This window comes from Streptomyces luteolifulvus, assembly GCF_008806595.1.
Lineage (GTDB): Bacteria > Actinomycetota > Actinomycetes > Streptomycetales > Streptomycetaceae > Streptomyces > Streptomyces luteolifulvus.
In genome coordinates this window covers 88098-109721 of record NZ_VZRB01000001.1, presented here as the reverse complement: position 1 = coordinate 109721, position 21624 = coordinate 88098, and the positions used below count along the sequence as shown (strand labels likewise).

Annotated in this window: 18 protein-coding genes; 9 read left to right on the top strand and 9 right to left on the bottom strand. The window is 72.1% G+C overall.

Annotated features, from left to right (window positions below):
• Positions 1 to 59: 59 nt before the first annotated feature.
• The 3 genes from F7R91_RS00520 to F7R91_RS00510 all read left to right on the top strand — a co-directional run bounded on the left by F7R91_RS00520 (position 60) and on the right by F7R91_RS00510 (position 2551).
• Positions 60 to 701, top strand: coding sequence for a TetR/AcrR family transcriptional regulator (locus F7R91_RS00520; protein ID WP_150943249.1), 642 nt, complete (start codon positions 60 to 62; stop codon positions 699 to 701).
• Positions 702 to 748: 47 nt separating this feature from the next.
• On the top strand, positions 749 to 1459 hold the full coding sequence (locus F7R91_RS00515; protein WP_150943247.1) for an ArsR/SmtB family transcription factor: 711 nt from the start codon (positions 749 to 751) through the stop codon (positions 1457 to 1459).
• A gap of 120 nt (positions 1460 to 1579) precedes the next feature.
• Complete coding sequence (locus tag F7R91_RS00510) at positions 1580 to 2551, top strand: DMT family transporter (protein WP_408055997.1); 972 nt, start codon at positions 1580 to 1582, stop codon at positions 2549 to 2551.
• Here F7R91_RS00510 and F7R91_RS00505 read toward each other — a convergent pair.
• From F7R91_RS00505 to F7R91_RS00475, 6 genes are all read right to left on the bottom strand, one after another.
• Positions 2541 to 3620 carry a Zn-dependent alcohol dehydrogenase gene (locus F7R91_RS00505; RefSeq protein WP_150943245.1) on the bottom strand — a complete coding sequence of 360 codons (1080 nt, stop codon included), beginning with the start codon at positions 3618 to 3620 and terminating at the stop codon, positions 2541 to 2543. The two genes, F7R91_RS00510 and F7R91_RS00505, sit on opposite strands and share 11 nt — an antisense overlap.
• 11 nt (positions 3621 to 3631) lie before the next feature.
• The gene (locus tag F7R91_RS00500; RefSeq protein ID WP_150943243.1) at positions 3632 to 5020 is read right to left on the bottom strand and encodes an aldehyde dehydrogenase family protein; all 1389 of its coding nucleotides are present in this window, start codon (positions 5018 to 5020) and stop codon (positions 3632 to 3634) included.
• A gap of 123 nt (positions 5021 to 5143) precedes the next feature.
• Positions 5144 to 6481, bottom strand: a complete 1338-nt coding sequence (locus F7R91_RS00495; protein WP_150943241.1) for an ABC transporter ATP-binding protein — start codon at positions 6479 to 6481, stop codon at positions 5144 to 5146.
• 423 nt (positions 6482 to 6904) lie between these two features.
• Complete coding sequence (locus F7R91_RS00485) at positions 6905 to 9145, bottom strand: molybdopterin oxidoreductase family protein (RefSeq protein ID WP_150943239.1); 2241 nt, start codon at positions 9143 to 9145, stop codon at positions 6905 to 6907.
• Between the two features lie 138 nt (positions 9146 to 9283).
• Complete coding sequence (locus F7R91_RS00480) at positions 9284 to 9901, bottom strand: TetR/AcrR family transcriptional regulator (RefSeq protein ID WP_150943237.1); 618 nt, start codon at positions 9899 to 9901, stop codon at positions 9284 to 9286.
• Positions 9898 to 10536 carry a hypothetical protein gene (locus F7R91_RS00475; RefSeq protein WP_150943235.1) on the bottom strand — a complete coding sequence of 213 codons (639 nt, stop codon included), beginning with the start codon at positions 10534 to 10536 and terminating at the stop codon, positions 9898 to 9900. Before F7R91_RS00475 ends, F7R91_RS00480 begins: the two co-directional genes overlap by 4 nt.
• Positions 10537 to 10687: 151 nt before the next feature.
• Between F7R91_RS00475 and hmgA the strand changes: the two genes are divergently transcribed.
• From hmgA to F7R91_RS00460, 3 genes are read left to right on the top strand one after another with little or no spacing between them, the layout of a single operon-like run.
• Complete coding sequence (gene hmgA, locus F7R91_RS00470) at positions 10688 to 12004, top strand: homogentisate 1,2-dioxygenase (RefSeq protein WP_150943233.1); 1317 nt, start codon at positions 10688 to 10690, stop codon at positions 12002 to 12004.
• Between the two features lie 26 nt (positions 12005 to 12030).
• Positions 12031 to 12780 carry a GntR family transcriptional regulator gene (locus tag F7R91_RS00465; RefSeq protein WP_150943231.1) on the top strand — a complete coding sequence of 250 codons (750 nt, stop codon included), beginning with the start codon at positions 12031 to 12033 and terminating at the stop codon, positions 12778 to 12780.
• 26 nt (positions 12781 to 12806) lie between these two features.
• Entirely contained in the window at positions 12807 to 13964 is a 1158-nt protein-coding gene (locus F7R91_RS00460) for a type ISP restriction/modification enzyme (RefSeq protein WP_191971294.1), read from the top strand.
• Between the two features lie 250 nt (positions 13965 to 14214).
• On the opposite strand, the gene F7R91_RS00455 is transcribed toward F7R91_RS00460, so the two are convergent.
• The 3 genes from F7R91_RS00455 to F7R91_RS00445 form a co-directional block, all read right to left on the bottom strand.
• On the bottom strand, positions 14215 to 14484 hold the full coding sequence (locus F7R91_RS00455; protein WP_150943227.1) for a hypothetical protein: 270 nt from the start codon (positions 14482 to 14484) through the stop codon (positions 14215 to 14217).
• Between the two features lie 115 nt (positions 14485 to 14599).
• Entirely contained in the window at positions 14600 to 15415 is an 816-nt protein-coding gene (locus tag F7R91_RS00450; RefSeq protein ID WP_150943225.1) for an anti-sigma factor, read from the bottom strand.
• Positions 15412 to 15954, bottom strand: a complete 543-nt coding sequence (locus F7R91_RS00445; protein WP_150943914.1) for a sigma-70 family RNA polymerase sigma factor — start codon at positions 15952 to 15954, stop codon at positions 15412 to 15414. The genes F7R91_RS00450 and F7R91_RS00445 overlap by 4 nt, the downstream gene beginning before the upstream one ends.
• 231 nt (positions 15955 to 16185) lie before the next feature.
• Between F7R91_RS00445 and F7R91_RS00440 the strand changes: the two genes are divergently transcribed.
• The 3 genes from F7R91_RS00440 to F7R91_RS00430 all read left to right on the top strand — a co-directional run bounded on the left by F7R91_RS00440 (position 16186) and on the right by F7R91_RS00430 (position 21545).
• Positions 16186 to 17718, top strand: a complete 1533-nt coding sequence (locus tag F7R91_RS00440) for a DUF4331 domain-containing protein (RefSeq protein ID WP_150943223.1) — start codon at positions 16186 to 16188, stop codon at positions 17716 to 17718.
• Positions 17719 to 17847: 129 nt separating this feature from the next.
• Positions 17848 to 19857 (top strand): tetratricopeptide repeat protein, encoded by a 2010-nt coding sequence (locus F7R91_RS00435; RefSeq protein WP_225320482.1) that lies wholly within the window; start codon positions 17848 to 17850, stop codon positions 19855 to 19857.
• On the top strand, positions 19854 to 21545 hold the full coding sequence (locus F7R91_RS00430) for an urease accessory protein UreH domain-containing protein (RefSeq protein ID WP_150943221.1): 1692 nt from the start codon (positions 19854 to 19856) through the stop codon (positions 21543 to 21545). The genes F7R91_RS00435 and F7R91_RS00430 overlap by 4 nt, the downstream gene beginning before the upstream one ends.
• Positions 21546 to 21624: the final 79 nt, after the last annotated feature.

Sequence of the window (21624 nt, the reverse complement as noted above, 5' to 3'; positions counted from 1 at the left end):
AGACCGTACATTTAAATTAGCACTGCTAGTTTCTCTTGTGCAGCCCTACTATGTGCGCCATGGCCCGACCGCACAAGCCCCTTCTCAGTACCGACCGGATCATCGAGACCGCACGGACGCTGGTGGACGCGGAGGGCCTCGCGGCCGTCTCCACCCGCCGGCTCGCCGCCGAACTGGGGGTCAGCGGGCCCTCCCTCTACAACCACTTCCGTACGAAGGACGAGATCCTGGAGGCGGTCGCCGACTCGGTGAGCGCCCAGGTCGACCTGTCGATGTTCGAGGACGGCCGGGACTGGCGGACCGCCCTGCACGACTGGGCGGTCTCCTACCGCGCCGCCCTGCGCGACCACCCGAACATCGTCCCGGTCCTCGCTCGTGGCCCCGGCCGCCGTCCCGCGGCACTGCGCCTGGCGGACGCTGTCTACGGCGCGATGGTCGACGCGGGCTGGCCGCCTGCGCATGCCACATCCATCGGCGCGCTGATGCGGTACTTCATCATGGGCTCCGCACTGGGCTCCTTCGCCGGCGGCTTCGTGGACGACGCGAGCGCGTACGACCCCGCCGACTACCCCCGCCTCGGGCAGGCCCACCTCCTCGCCGAACAGCAGGAGAAGATCGACGAGCGGGCCTTCGAGACGGGCCTGACGGCGCTGCTGGACGGCCTCGTTCGGCAGTACGAGCAGGTCAGCCGTACCACGTAGGAACGCTTCGGCGGGCACCGAAGTGTCCGTGCTCCATGCTGGAGGGCATGACCACCAGGGACCCTCGGGCACCGGAGCTGGCACGCCTCGCCCGGCTGATCGCCGACGAGACCCGGGCCGCGGTTCTCCTTGCGCTGCTCAACGGGCGGGCGTGGACCGCCGGTGAGCTGGCTCGGCACGCGGGCGTCGCGGCGTCGACGCTCAGCGAGCATCTGGGCAAGCTGGTCGCGGGCGGGCTGCTCACCGAGGAGCGGCAGGGCCGGCACCGGTATGTGCGGCTGGCCGGGCCCCGGGTCGCCCAGCTGGTGGAGGACCTGGCGGCCCAGATCGCGCCGGAAGCCGTCGTACGTCCGCGCACGCTGCGCGAGTCGAGCGCCGGGTCGGCGATGGCCCGCGGCCGCACGTGCTACGACCATCTGGCCGGACGGCTCGGCATCGCGCTCACCGACGCGCTCACGGCACGGGGGCTGTTGCGGCAGGACACCGGCTTCGCCCTCACGGACGCGGGTCTCGGCTGGTTCGACGCCACCGGTATCCGGCTCGACCGTACGGGCCGCCGCCCGCTGGCCCGTGCCTGCCTCGACTGGACGGAGCGCCGCCCTCATCTCGCGGGCGTCGCGGGCGCGGCCCTGTGCCGGCATGCCCTCGATGCCGGGTGGTGTGTGCACATCGGCTCGGAGCGGGCCGTGAAGGTGACGGCGGCGGGCGAGGGCGCGCTGTCCGAGCTGCTCGGCATCGAGGCGGGGGCGCTGCGCTGAGCTCCGCCGACGTTCGGTGCCCGGCTCAGCTCCGCAGACCGCCAGGCGACTCTGCGCACACCCGGCGTCATGTCCGAAATCCGCGAGACTCCTGACCGCTTCCTCTCTAGCCTCTGGAGCATGATGAACGTCTCCCCGACCCGGCCGGTGCTCCGCACCGAGCTGCTCGCCGCCGGCGCGGCCGTTGTCAGCGTCGTGCTGTGGGCCTCCGCCTTCGTCTCGATCCGCAGTGCCGGCTCCGCGTACTCACCGGGTGCCCTGGCGCTCGGCCGGCTGCTGGCCGGTGCGCTCGCGCTGGGGGTGATCTGTCTCCTGAGGCGGGAGGGGTGGCCGCCGCGGTCCGCCTGGCGCGGGATCGCGCTGTCGGGTGTGCTGTGGTTCGGCTTCTACATGGTGGTCCTGAACTGGGGCGAACAGCAGGTGGACGCCGGTACGGCCGCCCTGGTCGTGAACATCGGGCCGATCCTCATCGCCCTGCTCGGGTCGCGGCTGCTCGGTGACCCGATGCCGCCGCGGCTGCTCGCGGGGATGGCGGTGTCCTTCGCGGGAGCGGTGACCGTGGGGCTGTCGATGTCGGGCGACGGCGGGTCCTCGGTGCTCGGCGTGGTGCTGTGCCTGCTCGCCGCGGTCGGCTACGCGGGCGGTGTCGTGGCGCAGAAGCCGGCCCTGGGCCGGGCGAGCGCGCTGCAGGTGACGACGTTCGGGTGCCTGGTCGGCGCGGTGGTGTGCCTGCCGTTCGCCGGTCAACTGGTCCGGGACGCCGCCGAGGCGCCGGTCTCCGCGACCCTCAACATGCTCTACCTGGGCGTGTTCCCGACCGCCCTGGCCTTCACGACCTGGGCGTACGCGCTGGCGCGTACGACCGCAAGCCGCATGGGAGCGACCACGTACGCGGTCCCCGCACTGGTCGTGGTGATGTCGTGGCTGGCGCTGGGCGAGGTGCCGGGGCTGCTCACGCTGGCGGGCGGGGTGCTGTGCCTGGCGGGCGTGGCGGTGTCGCGGTCGCGGCAGCTGCAGCGGGCCGAGCGGAGGACCTGGGGGCTCCGCCCCCAGACCCCCGATCTGCCTGAACAGACCTCCGTCAGAAAGTGACCAGCGCCCGGCCGCCCTTGCCCGCCAGCATGTTCTCGAACGCCGCGGGGATGCCCTCCAGGGCGATCCGGTCCGTCACCAGTGCGCCCAGGTCCAGGCGGCCCGCCCGTACATGCTCGGCCAGCTCCGGCAGGTCCTTCGCCGGGTCCGAGTTGCCGTACACACAGCCCGAGAGGGTGCGGCCCCAGTGGAAGATCTCCAGTGCGTTGAACGTGACCTGCTGGTCCTTGCCCCCGATGCCGACCACCGTGGTGCGGCCGCCGCGGCGGGTGGAGTCCCAGGCCGTGCGGATCGTCGTCGCCCGGCCCACGCACTCCACGGCCACGTCGACACCCTGCTTGCCCGTGAGGGCGCGGATCTCGCGGGCGGTGTCGTCCGAGGCGACGACGTAGTCGGTGGCTCCTGCCGCGCGCGCCAGCTCCTCCTTCTCGGGAGAGACGTCGACCGCGACGATCTTCGAGGCGCCGGCGATCCGCGCCGCCTGGAGGGTGGCGAGCCCCACCCCGCCGGCGCCGAACACGGCCACCGTCTCCCCCGGCTCGACCTGCGCCGAGTGGTGGACGGCGCCGTAGCCGGTGAGGACCGCGCAGCCGAGGAGGGCCGCGTCGGTGAGCGGAACACCGTCCGGGACGGGGAGCACGCAGGCCGCGGACACCACCGTCTCCTCGGCGAACGCGGCGACGTTCAGGCCGGGGTGGAGATCCCTGCCGTCCGCGGTCCGGGCGTGGACGTCCGCGGCGCCGTTCATCGCGTTGGCGCACAGCCACACCTCGCCGAGCGAGCAGGCGTGGCAACCTCCGCAGGACGGGGCCCAGTTGAGGACCACACCGGCGCCTGGCGAGACATGGGTGACCCCCTCGCCGACGGCGACGACCGTGCCCGCGCCCTCGTGGCCGAGGACCGCGGGGACCGGTACCCGCAGGGTGCCGTTGGACAGGGACAGGTCGGAGTGGCAGACCCCGGCGGCGGCGAGGCGGACGCGGACCTGGCCGGGGCCCGGGTCGGGCAGGTCGATCTCCGTGATCTCCACAGGGGCGCCCACGGCGGGAAGAACGGCGGCTCGGACCATGCGAAGGCTCCTCAGAACTGCAGGGACTTGGTCTGGAGGTACTCGGACAGGCCGTGGGTGCCCAGTTCGCGGCCCACGCCGGACTGCTTGTAGCCGCCGAAGGGGGCGAGCGGGTTGAAGCGTCCGCCGTTGATGTCGACCTGACCGGTCTCCAGCCGTCGGGCGAAGGCCACCGCCTCCGCCTCGTCGCCGGCCCAGACGGCTCCCGCGAGACCGTAGACCGTGCCGTTGGCGATCCGCAGGGCGTCGTCCTCGTCGTCGTAGCGCAGGATCGACAGGACCGGGCCGAAGATCTCCTCCTGGGCGATCGTCATGTCCTCGGTGACGTCGGCGAACACGGTGGGGCTGACGAAGCAGCCCTGCTCGCGCGGGGATTCGGGGCCGCCCGCGACCAGGCGGGCGCCCTCGGCCACGCCCTTGTCGATGTAACCGCGCACCCGGTCCCGCTGCTTGGCGTTCACCACCGGGCCGATGCGGTCGCCGTACTTGGCGGCGGCCGCCGCGGCGAGCCCTACCGCCTCGTCGTACTGGTCCCGGTGCACCAGCATGCGGGTCCACGCACTGCACGTCTGACCGGAGTTGGACATCACGTTGGCGACGCCGACGTTCACCGCCTTGGCCAGGTCGGCGCTCGGCAGGATGACATTGGCGGACTTGCCGCCCAGCTCCAGCGCCACCTTCTTGACCGCGCCCCCGGCGGTCGCGCCGATCCGCTTGCCCACGGCGGTGGAACCGGTGAAGGAGACCAGATCGACATCCGGGTGTTCGGCGAGGGCCTGGCCCGCCACCGGGCCGAGGCCGGTGACCAGGTTGAAGACGCCCGCCGGAATCCCGGCCTCATGGACCGCCTCGGCGAAGAGCTGGGCGGTCAGCGGGGTGTCCTCGGCGGGCTTGAGCACCACCGTGCAGCCCGCCGCCAGTGCCGGGGCGGCCTTGGCGACGATCTGGTGGAGGGGGTAGTTCCAGGGCGTGATCGCGGCGACCACGCCCACGGGCTCCAGAAGGACGGTCGAGTTGCCGGCCTTCTCCTCGAAGGAGTACGTCGCCGCCAGTTCGGCGTACGAGGCGGCGACCGCGATCGGGACGCCGGCGTGGACCGTCTGCGAGAACGCGAGCGGCGCGCCGAGTTCGGCGGTGACGGTCTCGGCGATCTCGTCCTTGCGGGCCACGAGGACGTCCCGCAGAGCGGACAGGCGTGCGGCCCGTTCGGCGGGCGCGGTCGCGGCCCAGGCGGGGAGGGCGGCTCGGGCGGCCCGTACGGCGGCGTCGACGTCAGCGGCGGTGCCCGCGGGGACCGTCCCGATGATCTGCTCGTCGGCCGGGTTCACGACCTCGATCACGTCCCGGCCCGCGGCGGGGCGCCACGCGCCGTCGATGTACATGCCGTCGTGTGCCTTCATCGCGCTTCCTCCCGGCGGGGCTTGGTCGTCGTGGGTCATAAACTAGCGCTGTTAGTTTTAGTCCGCCAGACGCCCCCCATGAGATCAGAAGCACACGCCGTTCGGGGCACTGGGTGTGCGGCGTCACTCCGCCAGATCCGGCAGCCGCGCCGGGGCCGGGCAGATGCGTTCGCCGTGCTGGTCGAAGACGAAGAGATGAGCGAGGTCGACGAGCAGGGGCACCTGCATGCCCCGGCGCAGATCGATGTCGGGGGTGGTGCGGACGACGAGGTCGCCGGGGAGGCGGCCCTCGGGCGGCACGGGATCGGCACCGGAGCCGTCCCCGGGGCGCTCCAGGACGGCCACCGGGCCGGCCCGCAGGGCGCCCGCTCGCTCCCTGAGCCGCTCCAGGACCGACCCCTCGCGACGGCGGCGCCGGACCGGCCGGGCGGGGCGCGGGGCCTCCAGCTCCGGTACGACGGCGGGGCGGGAGCCGGTGTTGAAGTGGACGAAGATCTCGTGCCCCTGGAACTCCACGTGCTCCACCAGCCCGGTGATCGCCACCTCGCCGGGGCGGGCGGAGGCCGGCTTCGCGATCCGCACCGCCTCCGAACGCAGGCCGACGAAGATCTCCCTGCCCTGCTGTACGCGCAGCAACTGGTGGTCCAGGGACAGCGGTTCGGGCAGCCGCAGGAACTGCTTGCCGAGGCTGATGGTCATCGCGCCGTCGAGCGGGGCGCGGACGACACCGCGCAGCAGGTTGATGCGCGGTATGCCGATGAAGGCCGCGACGAAGAGGTTGCGCGGCAGCGCGTACACCGAGCGCGGGGTGCCCAGTTGCTGGAGCACGCCGCCGCGCAGGACGGCGACCCGGTCGCCGAGCGACATGGCCTCGGCCTGGTCGTGGGTGACGTACACCGTGGTGACGCCCAGCTCCCGGGTGAGGTGGGTGATCTCGGCCCGCAGATGGTTGCGGAGCTTGGCGTCGAGATTGGACAGCGGCTCGTCCATCAGGAAGGCGGAGGGATGGCGGGCGATGGCCCGGCCCATGGCGACGCGCTGGCGTTCGCCTCCGGAGAGCTGACTCGGAAAGCGGTCCAGGAGGTCCTCGATGCCCAGCATGCGGGCCGTGGCGTCCACCCGCGGGCGCGGGTCCTCGCCGGGGTTCTCGACGCGCAGCGGGAAGCCGATGTTGCCGCGGCCCGTCATGTTCGGGTAGAGGGCGAAGTTCTGGAACACCATGGCCATGTTCCGCTGGGACGGGACCAGGCCGTTGGCGTATGCGCCGTCGAGCCGCAGCTCGCCGGAGGTGATCTCCTCCAGGCCGGCGATCATCCTCAGGATGGTGGACTTGCCGCAGCCGGAGGGTCCGAGCAACACCAGGAACTCGCCGGGCGCGATGTCCAGCGACAGCCGGTCCACCACGCGGACGCCTTTGCTGTAGACCTTGCTCACGTCGTGCAGGGAGATGGCGCGTGTCATGACGGTGCCCCCGGGGGCTCACTGAGCGAGCGCTGACGCTCCGCGGTCGAACGCCACGTGCGGGTCGTACGGGGCGTGTGAGTCACGGAAGTTAACGGATTGTGCCCGTCCGGGGAAGAGACCGGGCGGGATCGGACGCTACGCACCGGTAAGCGGGCAATACGGTCCGGTGAGCGAGAAAACGGACGGTCGGATTCAGCGCGGGACGAAGACTGCGTACGGCCGCCCGCCGCCCCCTGCCCCTCCTCCGCCCGCTGGGCCGGTGACCGCAGCGCGACCCCCGTCGACAGCAGCAACAGCGCCGCGAGCATCACGAACGGCGCGGCCACGCCCGCGACGCCCGCTACCAGGTCGCCGCGGCGGGCGCGGCGACCTGGGTCATGGCTTTGCGCAGGTCAGGGGCGTGAGCAATGCGGGGTTGGTTCAGGTCGCGGGCACGAGCGCGGCGACCTCGACGGGCACGCCGTTGAGCACCGCGTTGCCCGACAGCGGGTCGAGCAGGCTGCCGTCGAGGAGCTGGTTGACGTTGACGCCGGGGTCGGCGGACGCATGGCTCATCCGGGTGCCGGGCCGGTCGTGGCCCCAGCCGTGCGGCAGGCTCACCACCCCCCGGCGCACCCCGTCGGTGACCTCGGCCGGGGCGGTCACCTCTCCCCCGGCGCCCTTCACCCTCACCGGCTCCCCGTCGCGCACGCCGAGGCGTTCGGCGTCCTTGGGGTGGATGTGCAGCGTGCAGCGGTTCGAACCGCCGGTGAGGGCGGGCACGTTGTGCATCCAGCTGTTGTTGGAGCGCAGATGACGCCGGCCGACGAGGACGAGACCGTCGGGGCGTTCGCGCAGGGCTTCCCGCAGCCGCGGCAGATCGTCCGCGATGGGCTCGGGCAGCAGTTCGACCTTGCCGCTGCGGGTCTTCAGCGGCTGCGGCAGCCGGGGCCGGAGCGGGCCGAGGTCGATGCCGTGCGGGTGGGCGAGCAGCTTCTCCAGGCTCAGCCCGTCCGGTCGTACGCCGAAGCCTTCGCCGTAGGGGCCGAGGCGCAGCATCATGTCGAGCCGCCGCTCGGGGCCGGTCTCGCCGGTGAGCCGCGCGGCCAGGTCGCGGGGGTCCTGGCCGTGTACGGGCGAGTGCGGTTCCTTGACGGCCTTGCCGAGGGTCTGGTCGATCACGAGCGTGTCGACGGCCGCCGGGTCGGCGCCGTGCATGCCGGTCGCGGCAAGGATCAGCCGGGCGAGGATCTCGGTCTCCGGCATCCGGCCGGGCTCCAGGGGCACGGCGGGGCGGTTGTAGCGGACCTGGTTGCGTACGGCGAGGGTGTTGAAGGCGAAGTCGTGGTGCGCGCTCTGCGAGGGCGGCGGCGGGGGCAGCACGACGTGGGCGTGGCGCGAGGTCTCGTTCAGATACGGGTCGACGCTGACCATGAAGTCCAGGGAATCCAGGGCCTTGTCGAGACGGTCGCCGTCCGGGACGGACAGGACGGGGTTGGCGGCGATCGCGACGAGGGCCCGGACCGGTTCGCCCTCCGCCGTCGCGGTGTCGATCTCCTCGGCGAGCGCGGAGATCGGCAGCTCGCCCTTCGCCTCCGGGTGCCGGCTCACCCGCGAGTGCCAGCGGCCGAGCGCGAAGCCCCGGCCCGGTCCGGCGGGGCGGGGCGTCTTGTCGGTGGCCGCCTGCGGGAAGAGGGCGCCGCCGGGGCGGTCGAGGTTGCCGGTGAGGATGTTGAGGACGTCGACCAGCCAGCTGGCCAGGGTGCCGTGCGGGACCGTGCAGCTGCCGATGCGGCCGTACACGGCGGCGGTGGGGGCGGCGGCCAGTTCACGGGCGAGGGTACGGATCAAGGTGGCGTCCACGTCGCAGGCCCCGGCGACGGCCTCCGGTGTGAAGTCCCTCACGGCTTCGCGGAGTTCGTCGAGTCCCTGGAGGTGCTCGGTGAGCTCACCGGGAGCGGCGAGGTCCTCCTCCAACAGGACGTGTGCCATCGCCGCGAGGAGCAGGGCGTCGGTGCCGGGGCGGATCGCGATGTGCCGGTTCGCGAGCCGCGCGGTGCGGGTGCGGCGCGGGTCGATGACGGTGAGGGTGCCGCCCCGGGCCTTGAGTGCCTTGAGCTTGCCGGGGAAGTCGGGGGCGGTGCACAGACTCCCGTTGGATTCGAGGGGGTTGGCGCCGATGAGGAGCAGATGGTCGGTGTGGTCGAGGTCGGGCACGGGGATCGCGTTGGCGTCGCCGTAGAGGAGCCCGCTGGAGACGTGCTTGGGCATCTGGTCGACCGTGGACGCGGAGAAGATGCTGCGGGTGCCGAGGCTCGCGAGCAGCAGCGCCGGGTAGAGGGCGCCGGCCATGGTGTGCACGTTGGGGTTGCCGAGGACGACACCGACGGCGTTCTGGCCGTGGCGCTCCACGACGGGACGCAGGCCCGCCGCGACCGCGTCGAACGCCTCCTCCCAGGTGGCCTCGCGCAGCTCGCCGTCCTTGCGGACGAGGGGGGTGCGCAGCCGGTCGGGGTCGCCGTCGACGGCGCCGAAGGAGGCGCCCTTGGGGCAGATGAACCCGCGACTGAAGACGTCGTCGCGGTCCCCGCGGGCGCCGGTGACCCGGGTGCCGTCGATGGTGAGGGTCAGCCCGCAGGTGGCCTCGCACAGGGGGCAGATTCGCAGGGCGGTGCGGGACACGGGTCCTCCCGGTGGACGGCGGCAGCGGTGACACGCGGACTGAGCCGAGCATACCGACCGGTATGGACGGAGGGGAGCCCCCTACCTCAACGAGGGTCGGAAAATCGCACCGGGCCGCGTCCAGCGGATGCGCGCCCGTCAGTCCAGCACGCGCGCCAGATACGCCCGCAGCAGCTCCCGCGCCTCCTCGATGATCTTCTCGTCCCCCTCAGGCGCCACCCGGAAGGCCAGGTGGACCAGGGTGTCGGCGGTCTCCACGGCGATCAGGAAGATGCGCCGCAGATCGTCGTCCGGCTCGCGGTCGAGATACCCGGAGAGCAGGTCGGTGAGACGGTCGGCGACGCGGTGGTTGGGCTCGCCGTGGCGGGCGCCGACCGGGATCTGGTTGCCGAAGTCGACGAGGGAGAAACCGGGCGCGGTGCGCTTCATGGCCAAGTACTCGTCGAGTACGGCGTCCATGGCAGCCCGCCAGTCGCCGCGCCGCGCCTCCTCCAGGCGCCGCACGACGCGCTCGGAGTACCGCTCCAGATTGCGCTGGGCGAGCGCGTCGGCCATCTGCCGCTTGTTGCCGAAGAAACGGTAGACCGAGCCGATGGGCACGCCGGCGCGCAGGGCGACGGCGCGGGTGCTCAGGGCGTCGTAGCCGACCTCGTCGAGGAGGTCGGCGCAGGCGTCGAGGATCCTGGTCAGCCGTTCGGCGCTGCGCCGCTGCACGGGCGCGCGGCGGAGCGATGTCGTGTGGGGCACGGGCTTCATGATGCCTTTCCGCCGCGGTCCGGTGAACCTCGGCCCTCGGTACGCGGTCGAGCGCCCGGGACGCTCGACCCGCCGGACGTGGCCGTGGTGCCGGCGCCGGTCCCGTCGGCCGAGGGCTCCGACTCGGAGGCCGTGATGTCCGCGGTGCTCTCCACCGGCTCACCGTCGACGGCCCACACCGTGTGGTCGTCGGCGTACAGGCGTGCGGTGACGTGATGCGTGCCGTGCGGGACGAAGCCGGCCGAGAGGTGGTACTCGGGCGTGCGGAGACCGGCGACGGGACGGCCGTCCACGAACAGGAGGGCGACGCCGCGGCCGGCCACCGCCTTCGCCTTGGTGCCGGCAGGCGAGAAGCGGAAGTTCCGGACGGTCAGCCGGACGTCCCAGCCGGCCCGGGCATCGGGTTCCACCTCGATGCCGACCTCGGGTGCGTCCTGCTCGTCCACTTCACGGTAGCGCCGCCCCTCGTTGTCCTTGTCCTCCAGGATCTTGCCCACCGGTGAGGGCGACACCCCGCTCTTCCCGTTCTTCCCGTTCTGCTGCTCGTGCTCGTTGCCGGTGCCGCAGCCCGCGGATCCGGCCAGCAGCAGGACACAGACCGCGAGCGCGGCGAGCAGTCCGCGCGTCCACGACATGCCCGGGAGACTAGAACACGAGTCCGACACCCCGAATCCCCCTGGAGTCTGGTTCGGCTCCTCCCTGGTGAGGAGGTTCCGCCACCCCCTTGCACATACGAAACCGCAATCCTACGGTGATACATAGGAATCGAAATGCGAGGGAGCGATCATGAGCGGGGACGCGCGGAAGACCGCGGAAGGCCTGGCATACCTCAGCGGCTTCGGCAATGAGCACAGCTCCGAGGCCGTACCGGGCGCACTGCCCGAGGGCCGCAACTCACCGCAGCGGGCACCCCTCGGGCTGTACGCCGAGCAACTCAGCGGGACGGCGTTCACCGAGCCCAGGGCGCACAACCGCCGCTCGTGGCTGTACCGCATCCGCCCCTCGGCCGCGCACCCGGCGTTCACCCGCACCGACAACGGCGCGCTCCGCACGGCTCCCTTCCACGAGGCGGTGCCCGACCCGAACCGGCTGCGGTGGAACCCCCTGCCCGAGCCCCCGGCGGGAACGGACTTCCTGGCGGGCCTGTGGACCCTGGGCGGCAACGGCGACGCGACCCAGCGCGCCGGCATGGCCGTGCACCTGTACCACGCCACCTCCTCGATGGACCGGGTCTTCAGCGACGCCGACGGAGAGCTGCTGATCGTCCCCGAGCAGGGCGGGCTGCTGCTGCACACCGAGTTCGGTCAGCTGCATGTGGAGTCCTCACACATCGCGCTGATCCCGCGTGGGGTCCGCTTCCGTGTGGAGCTGCTGGACGCCACGGCCCGCGGCTATGTGTGCGAGAACTACGGGGCGGCCCTCCGGCTTCCCGACCTCGGCCCGATCGGCGCCAACGGGCTGGCCAACGCCCGCGACTTCCGCGCGCCCGTCGCCGCCTACGAGGACGTCGAGGGCCCGGTGGAGGTGGTGAACAAGTTCTGCGGCAACCTGTGGACGGCCACCTACGACCACTCACCGCTCGACGTGGTCGCCTGGCACGGCAACCATGTGCCGTACACCTACGATCTGCGCCGCTTCAATGTGATCGGCACCATCAGCTACGACCACCCGGACCCGTCGATCTTCACGGTGCTGACGTCTCCGTCCGACACCCCCGGCCTCGCCGGCGTCGACTTCGTGGTCTTCGCGCCACGCTGGCTGGTGGGCGAGGACACCTTCCGGCCGCCGTACTTCCACCGGAACGTGATGAGCGAGTACATGGGCCTGGTCGAGGGTGCGTACGACGCGAAGGCGGAAGGCTTTGTGCCGGGCGGCGGCTCGCTGCACAACACGATGTCGGCGCACGGACCGGACCGGGACACCTTCGACCGGGCAAGCGCCGCCGAGCTCAGGCCGCAGAAGATCGACGACGGACTGGCCTTCATGTTCGAGACGCGCTGGCCGATCACCCTGACACCCCCCGCGGCCCACGCCGAGCACCTTCAGCAGGGGTACGACGAGGTCTGGCAGGGGCTCGAGCGCCACTTCCGCCCCTTGCACTGATCATTCCCACCCGGTACGGATGGCCCGTGACCTCCTTCGCCCCGGACTCGATCGTCCTGAACCGCAAGCTGCCGCTCTGGTACCAGGTGTCGCAGTCGCTGCGCGCCTCGATACTCGGCCGCTCGCCCCAGGACCCGCTGCGCCTGCCCACGGAGGAGCAGCTGGCCGGGCACTACGGAGTGAGTGTGCTCACCATGCGCCAGGCACTGAAGGAGCTGGAGGACGAAGGGCTGATCACCCGCCATCGCAGGCGAGGCACGTTCATCGAGCCCGCCGCCCGGCGGGGCGCCCCGGTGCGGCTGCTCGGCTCGGTGGACGCGATCGTGGCCCAGCAGTCCGGCATGACCACCGAACTGCTGGACCACGGCACCGCGCCCGTGCCCGCCGAACTCGCCGAGTACTTCCCGGACCTGGCCGAGACGGCGACGTACCACCGGCTGCGCAGCGACGAGAAGACGGGCGAGCCGACCAACCACGCCCGCAACTGGCTCCGCCCCGAACTGGCCCGGCACATCGATCTGGAGGACCTTGTCCGCTGGCCGATGACCAAGGTGCTGCGGGACATCGTCGGGGCGGACATCAGCCGCATCACGGACACGGTGGAGGCCCGTCTCGCGGACCCGGAGACGGCCCGGCTGCTCCAAGTCCCGCTGCTCAGCCCGATCCTGCACTACACGGGCATCACCTACGACACCGAGGGCCGCCCGCTGGACGTGGCCGTCATCCACTACCGGGGCGACCGCTTCTCCTTCACGGTGACCCTGGACGCCACCTGACCCGGTTGTCCGTGGACCCACGTACGATGCCCAGCGTGACGCACGACGACGCTCCGCCGCTGGCGGACCTCATGCCGTGGTCCGTCGCACCGCCGCGGCTCGGCCGGGGGTGGCCGGCGGGCCCCGACGCCGCATCCCTCACGGCCCGCTGGGACGCCTTCGTGAAGTCCGAGGGCCCCGACCGGGAGGCGCTGTTCGAGCCGACGCGTTCGCGCAGGCTGTACTCCGCGGTGGGTCAGCTGCCGGGGCGGGCCGGCGGCACGGAGAAACTGGTCCGCGCCTCGGGCACCTGCCCGGAGCCGGTACGGATCCTGTACGCCCCGTTCGACGAGCAGTGGCTGATCCCCGACCACCGGCTGATCGACTCGGCCCGGCCCGAGCTGTGGCGGGTGGCGGACGAGCACCAGATCTTCACCGTCGAGACGCCGGGCGCCTCCGGCCCGCTTCTCCTCGCGACCTCGCTGCTTCCGCTGCTCCGCCCCGGCCGCATCCGCCCGCTGTTCCGGCGCCCGGGCGGTGAGGAACCCAACCTGGCGCCCGGCCTCCTGGACCACCTGACCGGCCGCCTCGGCCGGGCGCCGGCCCCGCGGGACGTCCTGGCCTGGATCCTGGCGGCCGTACGCCCCGGTCCGTCCGTCCCTCTCACCGACGACACCGAACTCTGGGCACACGGCGTCGAGCTGGGCCACCGCATCCTCTGGCTGTCGCGCCGCGACGGCGAACGCCCCAAACTCCCCGGCGGCCGCCGCCCCTACGTCCGCGCTCCCCTGCCACCGCGCCCCCTGACCCTGCACTACGACCGCGACGAGGAAACCCTGCACCTCGACGAGGGCCGCATCTCCCCGGTCCCCCCGGAGGCCTGGGACTACGAGGCGTCCGGAACACGGGTTCTGGAACAGTGGTTCACCACCCGCACGACGGAGCCCACTCGGGGCACCCTCACAGCGATCCGCCCGGCGACCTGGCCACAGGCATGGACGTCGGAGCTGCTCGAACTGATCACCGTCCTCGCGCTGCGGGCGGAGCTCCGCCCGCAACAGGAGGAGCTGACGGTGACTTCACCGATCACGACGGGGGAGCTGCGCACGGCGGGCGTACTTCCGGTGCCGGAGTCAGCCCGCAGACCGGCCTCGGTACTCGACCATCACGAGGAAGGCCCCGAGGGGCAATTCGCACTGATCTGAGCAGGCATTCGATCTGAGCAGGCGATCGATCTGAGCAGGCATGCGACCGGGCCTGCGGCAACGCCGAACTTCTGAACACGGGTGGGTGGGACCGTGCCGAGGTGACGGGAAGACGCGGTGAGGAACGTGTCCGCGCTCGGGAAGCCGACCGGTGCGACGCTGCACGCCGTGGGGATGACGGACGGTCGGATCGCAGCGATGGACCGGAGCGGCATGGCGGCCCGAGCGCGGACCTTGGGGAACGCCGGGCTCAGCGCCCGCCGAACAGCGAACGGCGCAGTCGGCGCAGTGGTGCGAAGAGCGAGACTCTGCTCACTCGCGCGCCCCAGCCGCTGCGGTCGTGCGCGGTGTCACGCGCGGTCAGCTCACGCATCAGCGAGGTCGCCTCGGCCGCCTCCCGCTGCGGGACGGCAGGGCCCCCCAGCACCGAGAGATGGCGGTCGAGGCGCGAACTGGTCGCGCTGCTCCCGCAGGTGATCGCAGGGACCCTGGCCCTGCTGCGCACTGTTATCTGTTCCATGTCTCTCCCCACCCGTACGAGTCCACCCGGCCCGGGCAGGGTAACCCTATCGCCCCCTTGGGGCATGCGTGTATCGCGGTCACAGGATTCACCTTCCCCGTAAGCGTGTTGACGATTACTCTTCGAATCCGACTGATTTCAGGGCGAGTTGAACAACGGGCTGGGTGGTGGGCTGTGCTGAGCCCCCGTCGGGCTCGACCGTGACAGCCAGTGATGTGGACGACTTGGAGAGACCGGATGCCACCAAGGGCGTGTCGCTCTCGAAGAGCCCGAGGGAGCGTGGTTGCGCGCCCGGGCGCATGAGCCACAGCTGGCGCACTTTGCCGCTCGGCGGAGCGTTGTATCCGCTCAGGGTGACGACCGCGCGCCCCTCCGATGCGGAGGCGATCACTCCGATACTTCGGCCCCCGGCCTCCTCGCCGGTGGCCGCCCGCGCGTCGGGAGCCGCGAGAACGTGGGCGATCTCACGTGCCTGGGCCCGCTCGGCGTCCAGCTGGTCCTGCGTCCGCTCGGCCTGGACGGCGAAGAGTGAGGCGACCACGAGCGCCGCGGCGGCCGTCGCGGTGGCGAACGGCACGAACAGGGGACGCGACCGGGGCGCACGGGTGCGCCCCGGCGGCGGCTGCGTGCCCCAGACATGCGGCGGCAACTGGGGAGCGCGCGCCCGCGCCGGGTCGCGCGGGGCGAGCTCCTGCGGAGTCGTGCGTACGGCGGCCAGCACCCGTTCCCGCATCGCGGCCGGCGCCGGTTCCGCGGTCGACCAGGCGAGACGGACGGCGTCCTCGGACAGGTCCCGCACCTCGGCGGCACAGCTCCCGCAGCCCCTGAGGTGCTTCTCGAAGCGGGCGCGCTCGCCGGGTTCGAGGGCGTCGAGGGCGTAGGGCGCGGCGAGGGAATGGATGTCCTCGCGCCGGAACAGACGGAAACTCATGCGACACCTCCCAGGCACTTGCGCAGCTGGGTGAGTCCGTCGCGCATCCGGGTCTTTACCGTGCCCAGCGGCAGGGAGAGCCGCTCGGCCACTTCACGGTATGTGTAGCCGTCGTAGTAGGCGAGGGTCACGGACTGTCTCTGGAGGGCGGTGAGCCGGTCCAGACAGCGGCGGACCCACTCGCGTTCGAGACCGGCCTCGACCTCCTCGGAGACCTGGTCGAAGGCAGGGTGATGAGCCCGCCGGGCCTCCCGCTGCTCGCGTTCGCCCGCCGCGCGGGCACTGCGCACCCGGTCCACGGCCCGGCGGTGGGCGAGGGTGAGGACCCAGGACAGGGCACTGCCCCGGCCGGGGTCGAACCGCGCGGCGGACCGCCAGAGTTCGAGCAGCACTTCCTGGGCCACCTCCTCGGACTGTGCCGGGTCGCGCACCACGCGCCGTACGAGCCCGAACACCGGCCCGGACACCAGTCCGTACAACTCCTCGAATGCCTTCTGGTCGCCGCCTGCCACGAGCACCAGAAGCTCGTCCGCCTCCAACTCGGTCCCCCTCTCAGTGGGCCGCACACGGCCCGTCCCGTCACACGAGGCATTCGCAACGAGTGTGCCTCCGGATGGGGTTACGGATCAGCCTGCCGAAAAAGCGGGTCGCCCGGCGATGAAACAAGTTTCGGGACGCGACGTAAGAACGTTTGGGATTCGACCAATCCACCCTGCCGGCCGCTCCGAATGGCGTTCGTCAGGCAAGTTGGCACGTTGAGGACGGACGGCATGACACCTATCTCCAGGAGCGGCACAGGACGCAAGGGCCTCGCGACCCTCATCTGTGGCGCGCTGGCCGCCGGGGGGCTTGCAGCCGCCGGCGTGGCCACGCTCGAACCGGGGGCGGCCTCCGCCTCCAGCCACCGGGAGGCCCCGCTGATCTCGGGGACCCCGCAGTACGACAACACGGACGTGTACGCCTTCGTCAGCCCGGACCACCCGGACACGACGACGATCGTCGCGAACTGGATCCCGTTCGAGGAGCCCGCCGGCGGCCCGAACTTCTTCACGTTCGCCGAGGACGCGCAGTACGACCTCCACATCGACAACAACGGTGACGCGCAGGGTGAGCTGCTCTTCCGCTACACCTTCAAGACGCACACGAAGAACAACAAGACGTTCCTGTACAACACGGGTCCGGTCACCAGCCTGGACGACCCGGACCTGAACATCACGCAGACGTACGACATCGACCTGATCAAGCTGCGCAACCAGAAGGTGACGCACTCGACGAAGATCGCCGACGATGTGCCGGTGGCACCGTCGAACGTCGGCAAGGCGTCGATGCCGGACTACAGCACGCTGCGCAAGCAGGCGATCCACAAGCTCACCAACGGCGCGAAGACGTTCGCCGGGCAGGCCGACGACCCGTTCTTCCTGGACCTGCGCGTCTTCGACCTGCTGTACGGCGGGAACCTGTCGGAGGTCGGCCGCGACACCCTCAAGGGCTACAACGTCAACTCGATCGCCCTTCAGGTCCCGACGGACATGATCACCGAGTCGTCCGACCAGCCGATCGTCGGCATCTGGTCGACCACCCAGCGCAAGAACGCGCAGGGGTACTACGCGCAGGTCTCGCGTCTGGGCAACCCGCTGGTCAACGAGGTCGTCAACCCCCTCAAGGACAAGGACAAGTTCAACGCGTCCGCGCCGTGGGACGACGCCCAGTTCCTGAAGAACGTGACCAACCCCGAGCTGCCGAAGCTCATCGAGGCGATCTACAAGATCAAGGCGCCCGCCGAACCGCGCAACGACCTCGTCGACGTGTTCCTGAAGGGCGTGAAGGGCCTCAACCAGCCGCCGAAGGTCCGTCCGGCGGAGGAGCTGCGCCTCAACACATCCATCAAGCCGGCCGCCAGCCCCAAGCGGCTGGGTGTCCTGGACGGTGACAACGCGGGCTTCCCGAACGGCCGTCGGCTCAGTGACGACGTGATCGACGCCTCGCTCCAGGTCGTCGAGGGCGAACTGGTCGGTTCCAAGAACGACCTGGGCGACGCGGTCGACAAGAACGACAAGAAGTTCGGCAAGTCCTTCCCGTACCTGGCCAACCCGACGGCGGGTTCGCGTGGCGCGCTCGCCAAGGGCGTCAGCGGCGGCAACGACGTCCGCAACCAGCTGGGCGACGCGCTCCAGCCGGCCGGCGCGGGCACCTCGGACGACACCACCCTGATCGCCGCCTCGGCGGGCGCCGGCGCGCTCGGCATCCTCCTGATCGGCGGAGGCCTGATGTGGTGGCGCCGGATGCGGGGCCGGGCGTACTGAGGCCCGCACGCGGCGGGCGGCCCCGGTTCGGCCGCCCGCCGTCCCCACCGACTGGCGCGGCCCGCACCTACCCATCCCCCACGGCGCGGGCCGCGCCGCCCGAGCACACGATCCGACCGAGGAGAGGGCATGGCCCCGCGTACGACCCCCAGCGCCCCGGAGAGCAAGCCCGGCCCCCAGCGCAAACGCGGCCCGGCCCCGACCTCGGCAGGCGTGGGCGGCACCAGCACGGGCTCGGCGACACGGCCGGAGAACGGGCTCGACAAGACGCCCGGTACCGAACGCACAGGCGAACAGAGCAACGGACCGACCGGAGGCCTGGAGAGCAGGCGCGACGAGCAATCGGACGCAAGCACGCCAGGCAACCACGACACGACACCATCCGCCGGAGCGACGGGCGAGCACGACAACACCCCGGACGCCGGGCCGCAGGCCGAGCACGGCGCCCAGTCGACCACACCCATACAGCACGAACGCGGCACGGCCGCGGCCACGCGGACGGACAGCGGGCACCACAACCGACCGACCGCGGCCCCGGACCGCAGCCACGACAGGCGACCCGGCGCAGGCCCCGAGGACAACCCCAACAACCCACCGCCCGCCGGGCCGACAGGCAAGCGCAACAACACGCCGGGCAGCAGGCCGCAAGCCGAGCAGGGCGGCGCCCAGTCGGCCACCGAGCCGACCGGGGAGCAGGACGAAACGCCTGGCGCCGTGGCCGACGGCGAGCATCCGGTGACGTCCGCCGCAGGCGGCGACGTGGAGATCGATCCGCGTGTTGTCGCCGTGCGGCGGGTCGGGGCGGCCGGGCGGCGGTGGCGGGTGGCTCATCTTGCCGGGTGTGCCGTGCTGTTGGCCGTCGCGCTCACCGCCGGCTCCATCGCGGTCGGGGCCGTGCGGGACGGTGGCCGGACGGCCGCTGTCGCGGCGGCGCCCAACGCCATGTCCCCCGCGCTGCTGTCCAGCGGTGATCTCGACGCGAGCATCAGCGCACTGCAGACGCATCTCCGTGCCCAGCCCAAGGACTTCGGCAGCTGGGCCACCCTCGGCCTCGCCTATGTCGAGCAGGCCCGTACGAAGGGCGACCCCGCCCGTTACCCGCAGGCCGAGCGGGCTCTCAAGCGCTCCCTCGCCCTGCAGCCGGACAACGAGCAGGCCCTCGCCGGCCGCGCCGCCCTCGCCGCGGCCCGGCACGACTTCAACAACGCCCTCGCCCACGCCGAGCAGGCCCTCGAGCAGAACCCCTACAGCGAGCGCGCCCTGTGTTCCCGCATCGACGCTCTCGTCGAACTCGGCCGCTACGACGAGGCGTCGAAGGCCGCGGTCACCGCCGACTCACGGCGGCCGGGCGTCCCGGTCTTCACGCGGTACGCGTACGTGCACGAACTGCGCGGCGACGTCCGCACCGCCCGCAGCGTCCTGGAACGCGCCCTCGCCACCGCCGCCACCCCCGGAGACATCGCCTACGTGGCCACCGCCCTCGGCCAGCTCGCCTGGAACCAGGGCGACTACGGGACCGCCTTGAATTACTACGCGCGCGCACTCGCCGCCGACGAGAACTACCTTCCCGCCCTGGAGGGCCGTGCCCGCGCCCGGTCCGCGAGCGGCGACCGGGCCGCCGCGATCAAGGGCATGGAGGACGTCGTCTCCCGCTCTCCGCTGCCCGGCCCGCTCGTCGAACTCGGCGAGTTGTACGAGGACCGCGGCGCGGCGGGCGACCGGGAGAAGGCCGAGGCCCAGTACGCCCTCGTCGACGCGTGGACGGCCCTCGCCCGCGCCAACGGCGTCAACGCCGACCTCGACACCGCGCTCGCCGCCGCCGACCACGGCGACAAGCGGGCCGCCCTGCGCGCGGCCCGCGCCGAGTGGGCCCGCCGCCACACGGTGCACACCGCGGACGCCCTCGCCTGGGCGCTGCACGTCAACGGCCGCGACACGGAAGCCCTGCCCTACGCCCGTCGGGCCACGGCCACCGGCTACCGCAACGCGTCCTTCCTCTACCACCGCGGAGTGATCGAACGCGCCACGGGCCACGACAAGGAAGCCCGCACCTCGCTGCGATCCGCCCTGAAGCTGAACCCCGGCTTCTCGCCGCTCGGCGCCCGCGAGGCCCGTAAGGCACTGGAGGCCGCCCAGTGAAGGCCCGACGCCTGGTCGCCTCCGGCGCGGCCGTGCTCACCGCCGCAGCCGCGCTCACCCTTCTCCCCGCCGCGACCGCGAGCGCCCACCCCCTCGGCAACTTCACCGTCAATCGCTACGACGGTCTCGTCGCCGCCCCCGGCACGCTGCGCGTGGACCATGTCGAGGACCTCGCCGAGGTCCCCGCGACCCAGGCCAAGCCGGATCTGAAGCGGCTGGGCACGGCCGAGTGGGCCCGGCAGCGCTGTGCGAAGGCCGCCGCGGACAGCGAGGTCACCGTCGACGGGCGTACGACGCCCCTCACCGTGACGGGCAGCAACGCGCGCGTGCGGCCCGGGCAGGCCGGGCTCGACACCCTCCGGGTGGAATGCCGTATGACCGCCGCCCTGCCCAGCACCGGCAGCGTGACCCTCGGATTCCACAGCGCCGGCGCCTCCTCGGGCCCCGGCTGGCGGGAGATCACCGCGCGCGGCGACCGTATGACGCTCACCGCGTCGGACGTGCCCGAGAGGTCGGTGTCCCGCGAACTGACCCGCTACCCCGAGGAGTTGCTCTCCTCCCCGGCCGACACCGCGACCGCGTCCGTGCGCGTGCGCCCCGGCGGTCCGGCGCTGGCCGAGGAGCAGGAGGACGCACCCGCCGCCTCCGTCCTGCCGCGCGGCGCCGACCGCTGGACCCGGGCCCTGGACTCCCTGGTCGCCCGTCACGACCTCACCGTCGGCTTCGCCGCCCTGGCCCTGCTCATCGCCGTGGCCCTGGGCGCGATGCACGCGCTCGCGCCGGGCCACGGCAAGACCCTCATGGCCGCGACTGCGGCGGCGCGGGGCGGCCGGGCCCGGCTGAAGGACGTACTGCCCCTGGCCGCCTCGGTGACGGTCACCCACACCCTGGGGGTGGTCGCCCTGGGCCTGCTGGTCACGGCCGGTTCGGCCGCCGCGCCCTCGGTCGTCGCCTGGCTCGGCATCGCGAGCGGCGTCCTGGTGACCTTCGCGGGCGCCACCCTCGTACGACGGGCATGGCACAACCGGACCCACACGCACGGGCACGGTCACTCCCACGGGCACTCCCGCGGGCACTCCCACCCGCACGGGCATCCCCACGAACACGCGCACACGCCCGAGGCCGACCACACCCACGAACGCGCCCCGGTCCTGGTCGCCGCGCACAGCCACACCGCGTCCACCGACCACACGCCTCACACCACCTCCCCCTCCCCCGCTCACGCCCACGCCCTCGGCCAGGACCACGACCACGACCACGGCCAAAGCCACGACCACCACCACGACCACGACCACACCGTCGAACACACCCACGGCGGCTTCACCCACACCCACTCCACCGCCCCCACCCTCCGCGGCACGATCCTCCTCGGCTTCGCCGGCGGTCTCGTGCCCAGTCCGTCCGCCGTCGTGGTGCTCGTCGGCGCCGCGGCCCTCGGCCACGCGTGGTTCGGCCTGCTGCTCGTCATCGCGTACGGCGTCGGGCTCGCCCTCACCCTCACCGCGGCCGGCTTCGCGGTCGTCAAGCTGGGTACGGGCATGACCCGGATGCTGGACCGGCGTTCCCGCTGGAGCACCGGCCGCGCGGCAGTGCTGCTGCGCAGGACCACACCCCTGGCGTCGGCGCTGGTCGTGGTGGCCCTCGGGGCCGGATTGGTGCTCAAGGGGGCGGCATCCGCACTCGGCTGAGCTACGTTTGGGGAGAAAACACGCACAGGCACGCGGAGTGGAGATTTCACTCGGACGCGGATCCCGGAGGCAGAACACC

What these genes read in the sequence shown, in the direction of transcription:
- F7R91_RS00450 (WP_150943225.1), bottom strand. Translation starts at nt 15,415, where the DNA reads ATGAGTTTCCGTCTGTTCCGGCGCGAGGACATCCATTCCCTCGCCGCG.
- F7R91_RS00520 (WP_150943249.1), top strand. Translation starts at nt 60, where the DNA reads ATGGCCCGACCGCACAAGCCCCTTCTCAGTACCGACCGGATCATCGAG.
- F7R91_RS00435 (WP_225320482.1), top strand. Translation starts at nt 17,848, where the DNA reads ATGGCCCCGCGTACGACCCCCAGCGCCCCGGAGAGCAAGCCCGGCCCC.
- F7R91_RS00515 (WP_150943247.1), top strand. Translation starts at nt 749, where the DNA reads ATGACCACCAGGGACCCTCGGGCACCGGAGCTGGCACGCCTCGCCCGG.
- F7R91_RS00440 (WP_150943223.1), top strand. Translation starts at nt 16,186, where the DNA reads ATGACACCTATCTCCAGGAGCGGCACAGGACGCAAGGGCCTCGCGACC.
- F7R91_RS00505 (WP_150943245.1), bottom strand. Translation starts at nt 3,620, where the DNA reads ATGGTCCGAGCCGCCGTTCTTCCCGCCGTGGGCGCCCCTGTGGAGATC.
- F7R91_RS00455 (WP_150943227.1), bottom strand. Translation starts at nt 14,484, where the DNA reads ATGGAACAGATAACAGTGCGCAGCAGGGCCAGGGTCCCTGCGATCACC.
- F7R91_RS00500 (WP_150943243.1), bottom strand. Translation starts at nt 5,020, where the DNA reads ATGAAGGCACACGACGGCATGTACATCGACGGCGCGTGGCGCCCCGCC.
- F7R91_RS00475 (WP_150943235.1), bottom strand. Translation starts at nt 10,536, where the DNA reads ATGTCGTGGACGCGCGGACTGCTCGCCGCGCTCGCGGTCTGTGTCCTG.
- F7R91_RS00460 (WP_191971294.1), top strand. Translation starts at nt 12,807, where the DNA reads ATGCCCAGCGTGACGCACGACGACGCTCCGCCGCTGGCGGACCTCATG.
- F7R91_RS00480 (WP_150943237.1), bottom strand. Translation starts at nt 9,901, where the DNA reads ATGAAGCCCGTGCCCCACACGACATCGCTCCGCCGCGCGCCCGTGCAG.
- hmgA (WP_150943233.1), top strand. Translation starts at nt 10,688, where the DNA reads ATGAGCGGGGACGCGCGGAAGACCGCGGAAGGCCTGGCATACCTCAGC.
- F7R91_RS00495 (WP_150943241.1), bottom strand. Translation starts at nt 6,481, where the DNA reads ATGACACGCGCCATCTCCCTGCACGACGTGAGCAAGGTCTACAGCAAA.
- F7R91_RS00510 (WP_408055997.1), top strand. Translation starts at nt 1,580, where the DNA reads ATGATGAACGTCTCCCCGACCCGGCCGGTGCTCCGCACCGAGCTGCTC.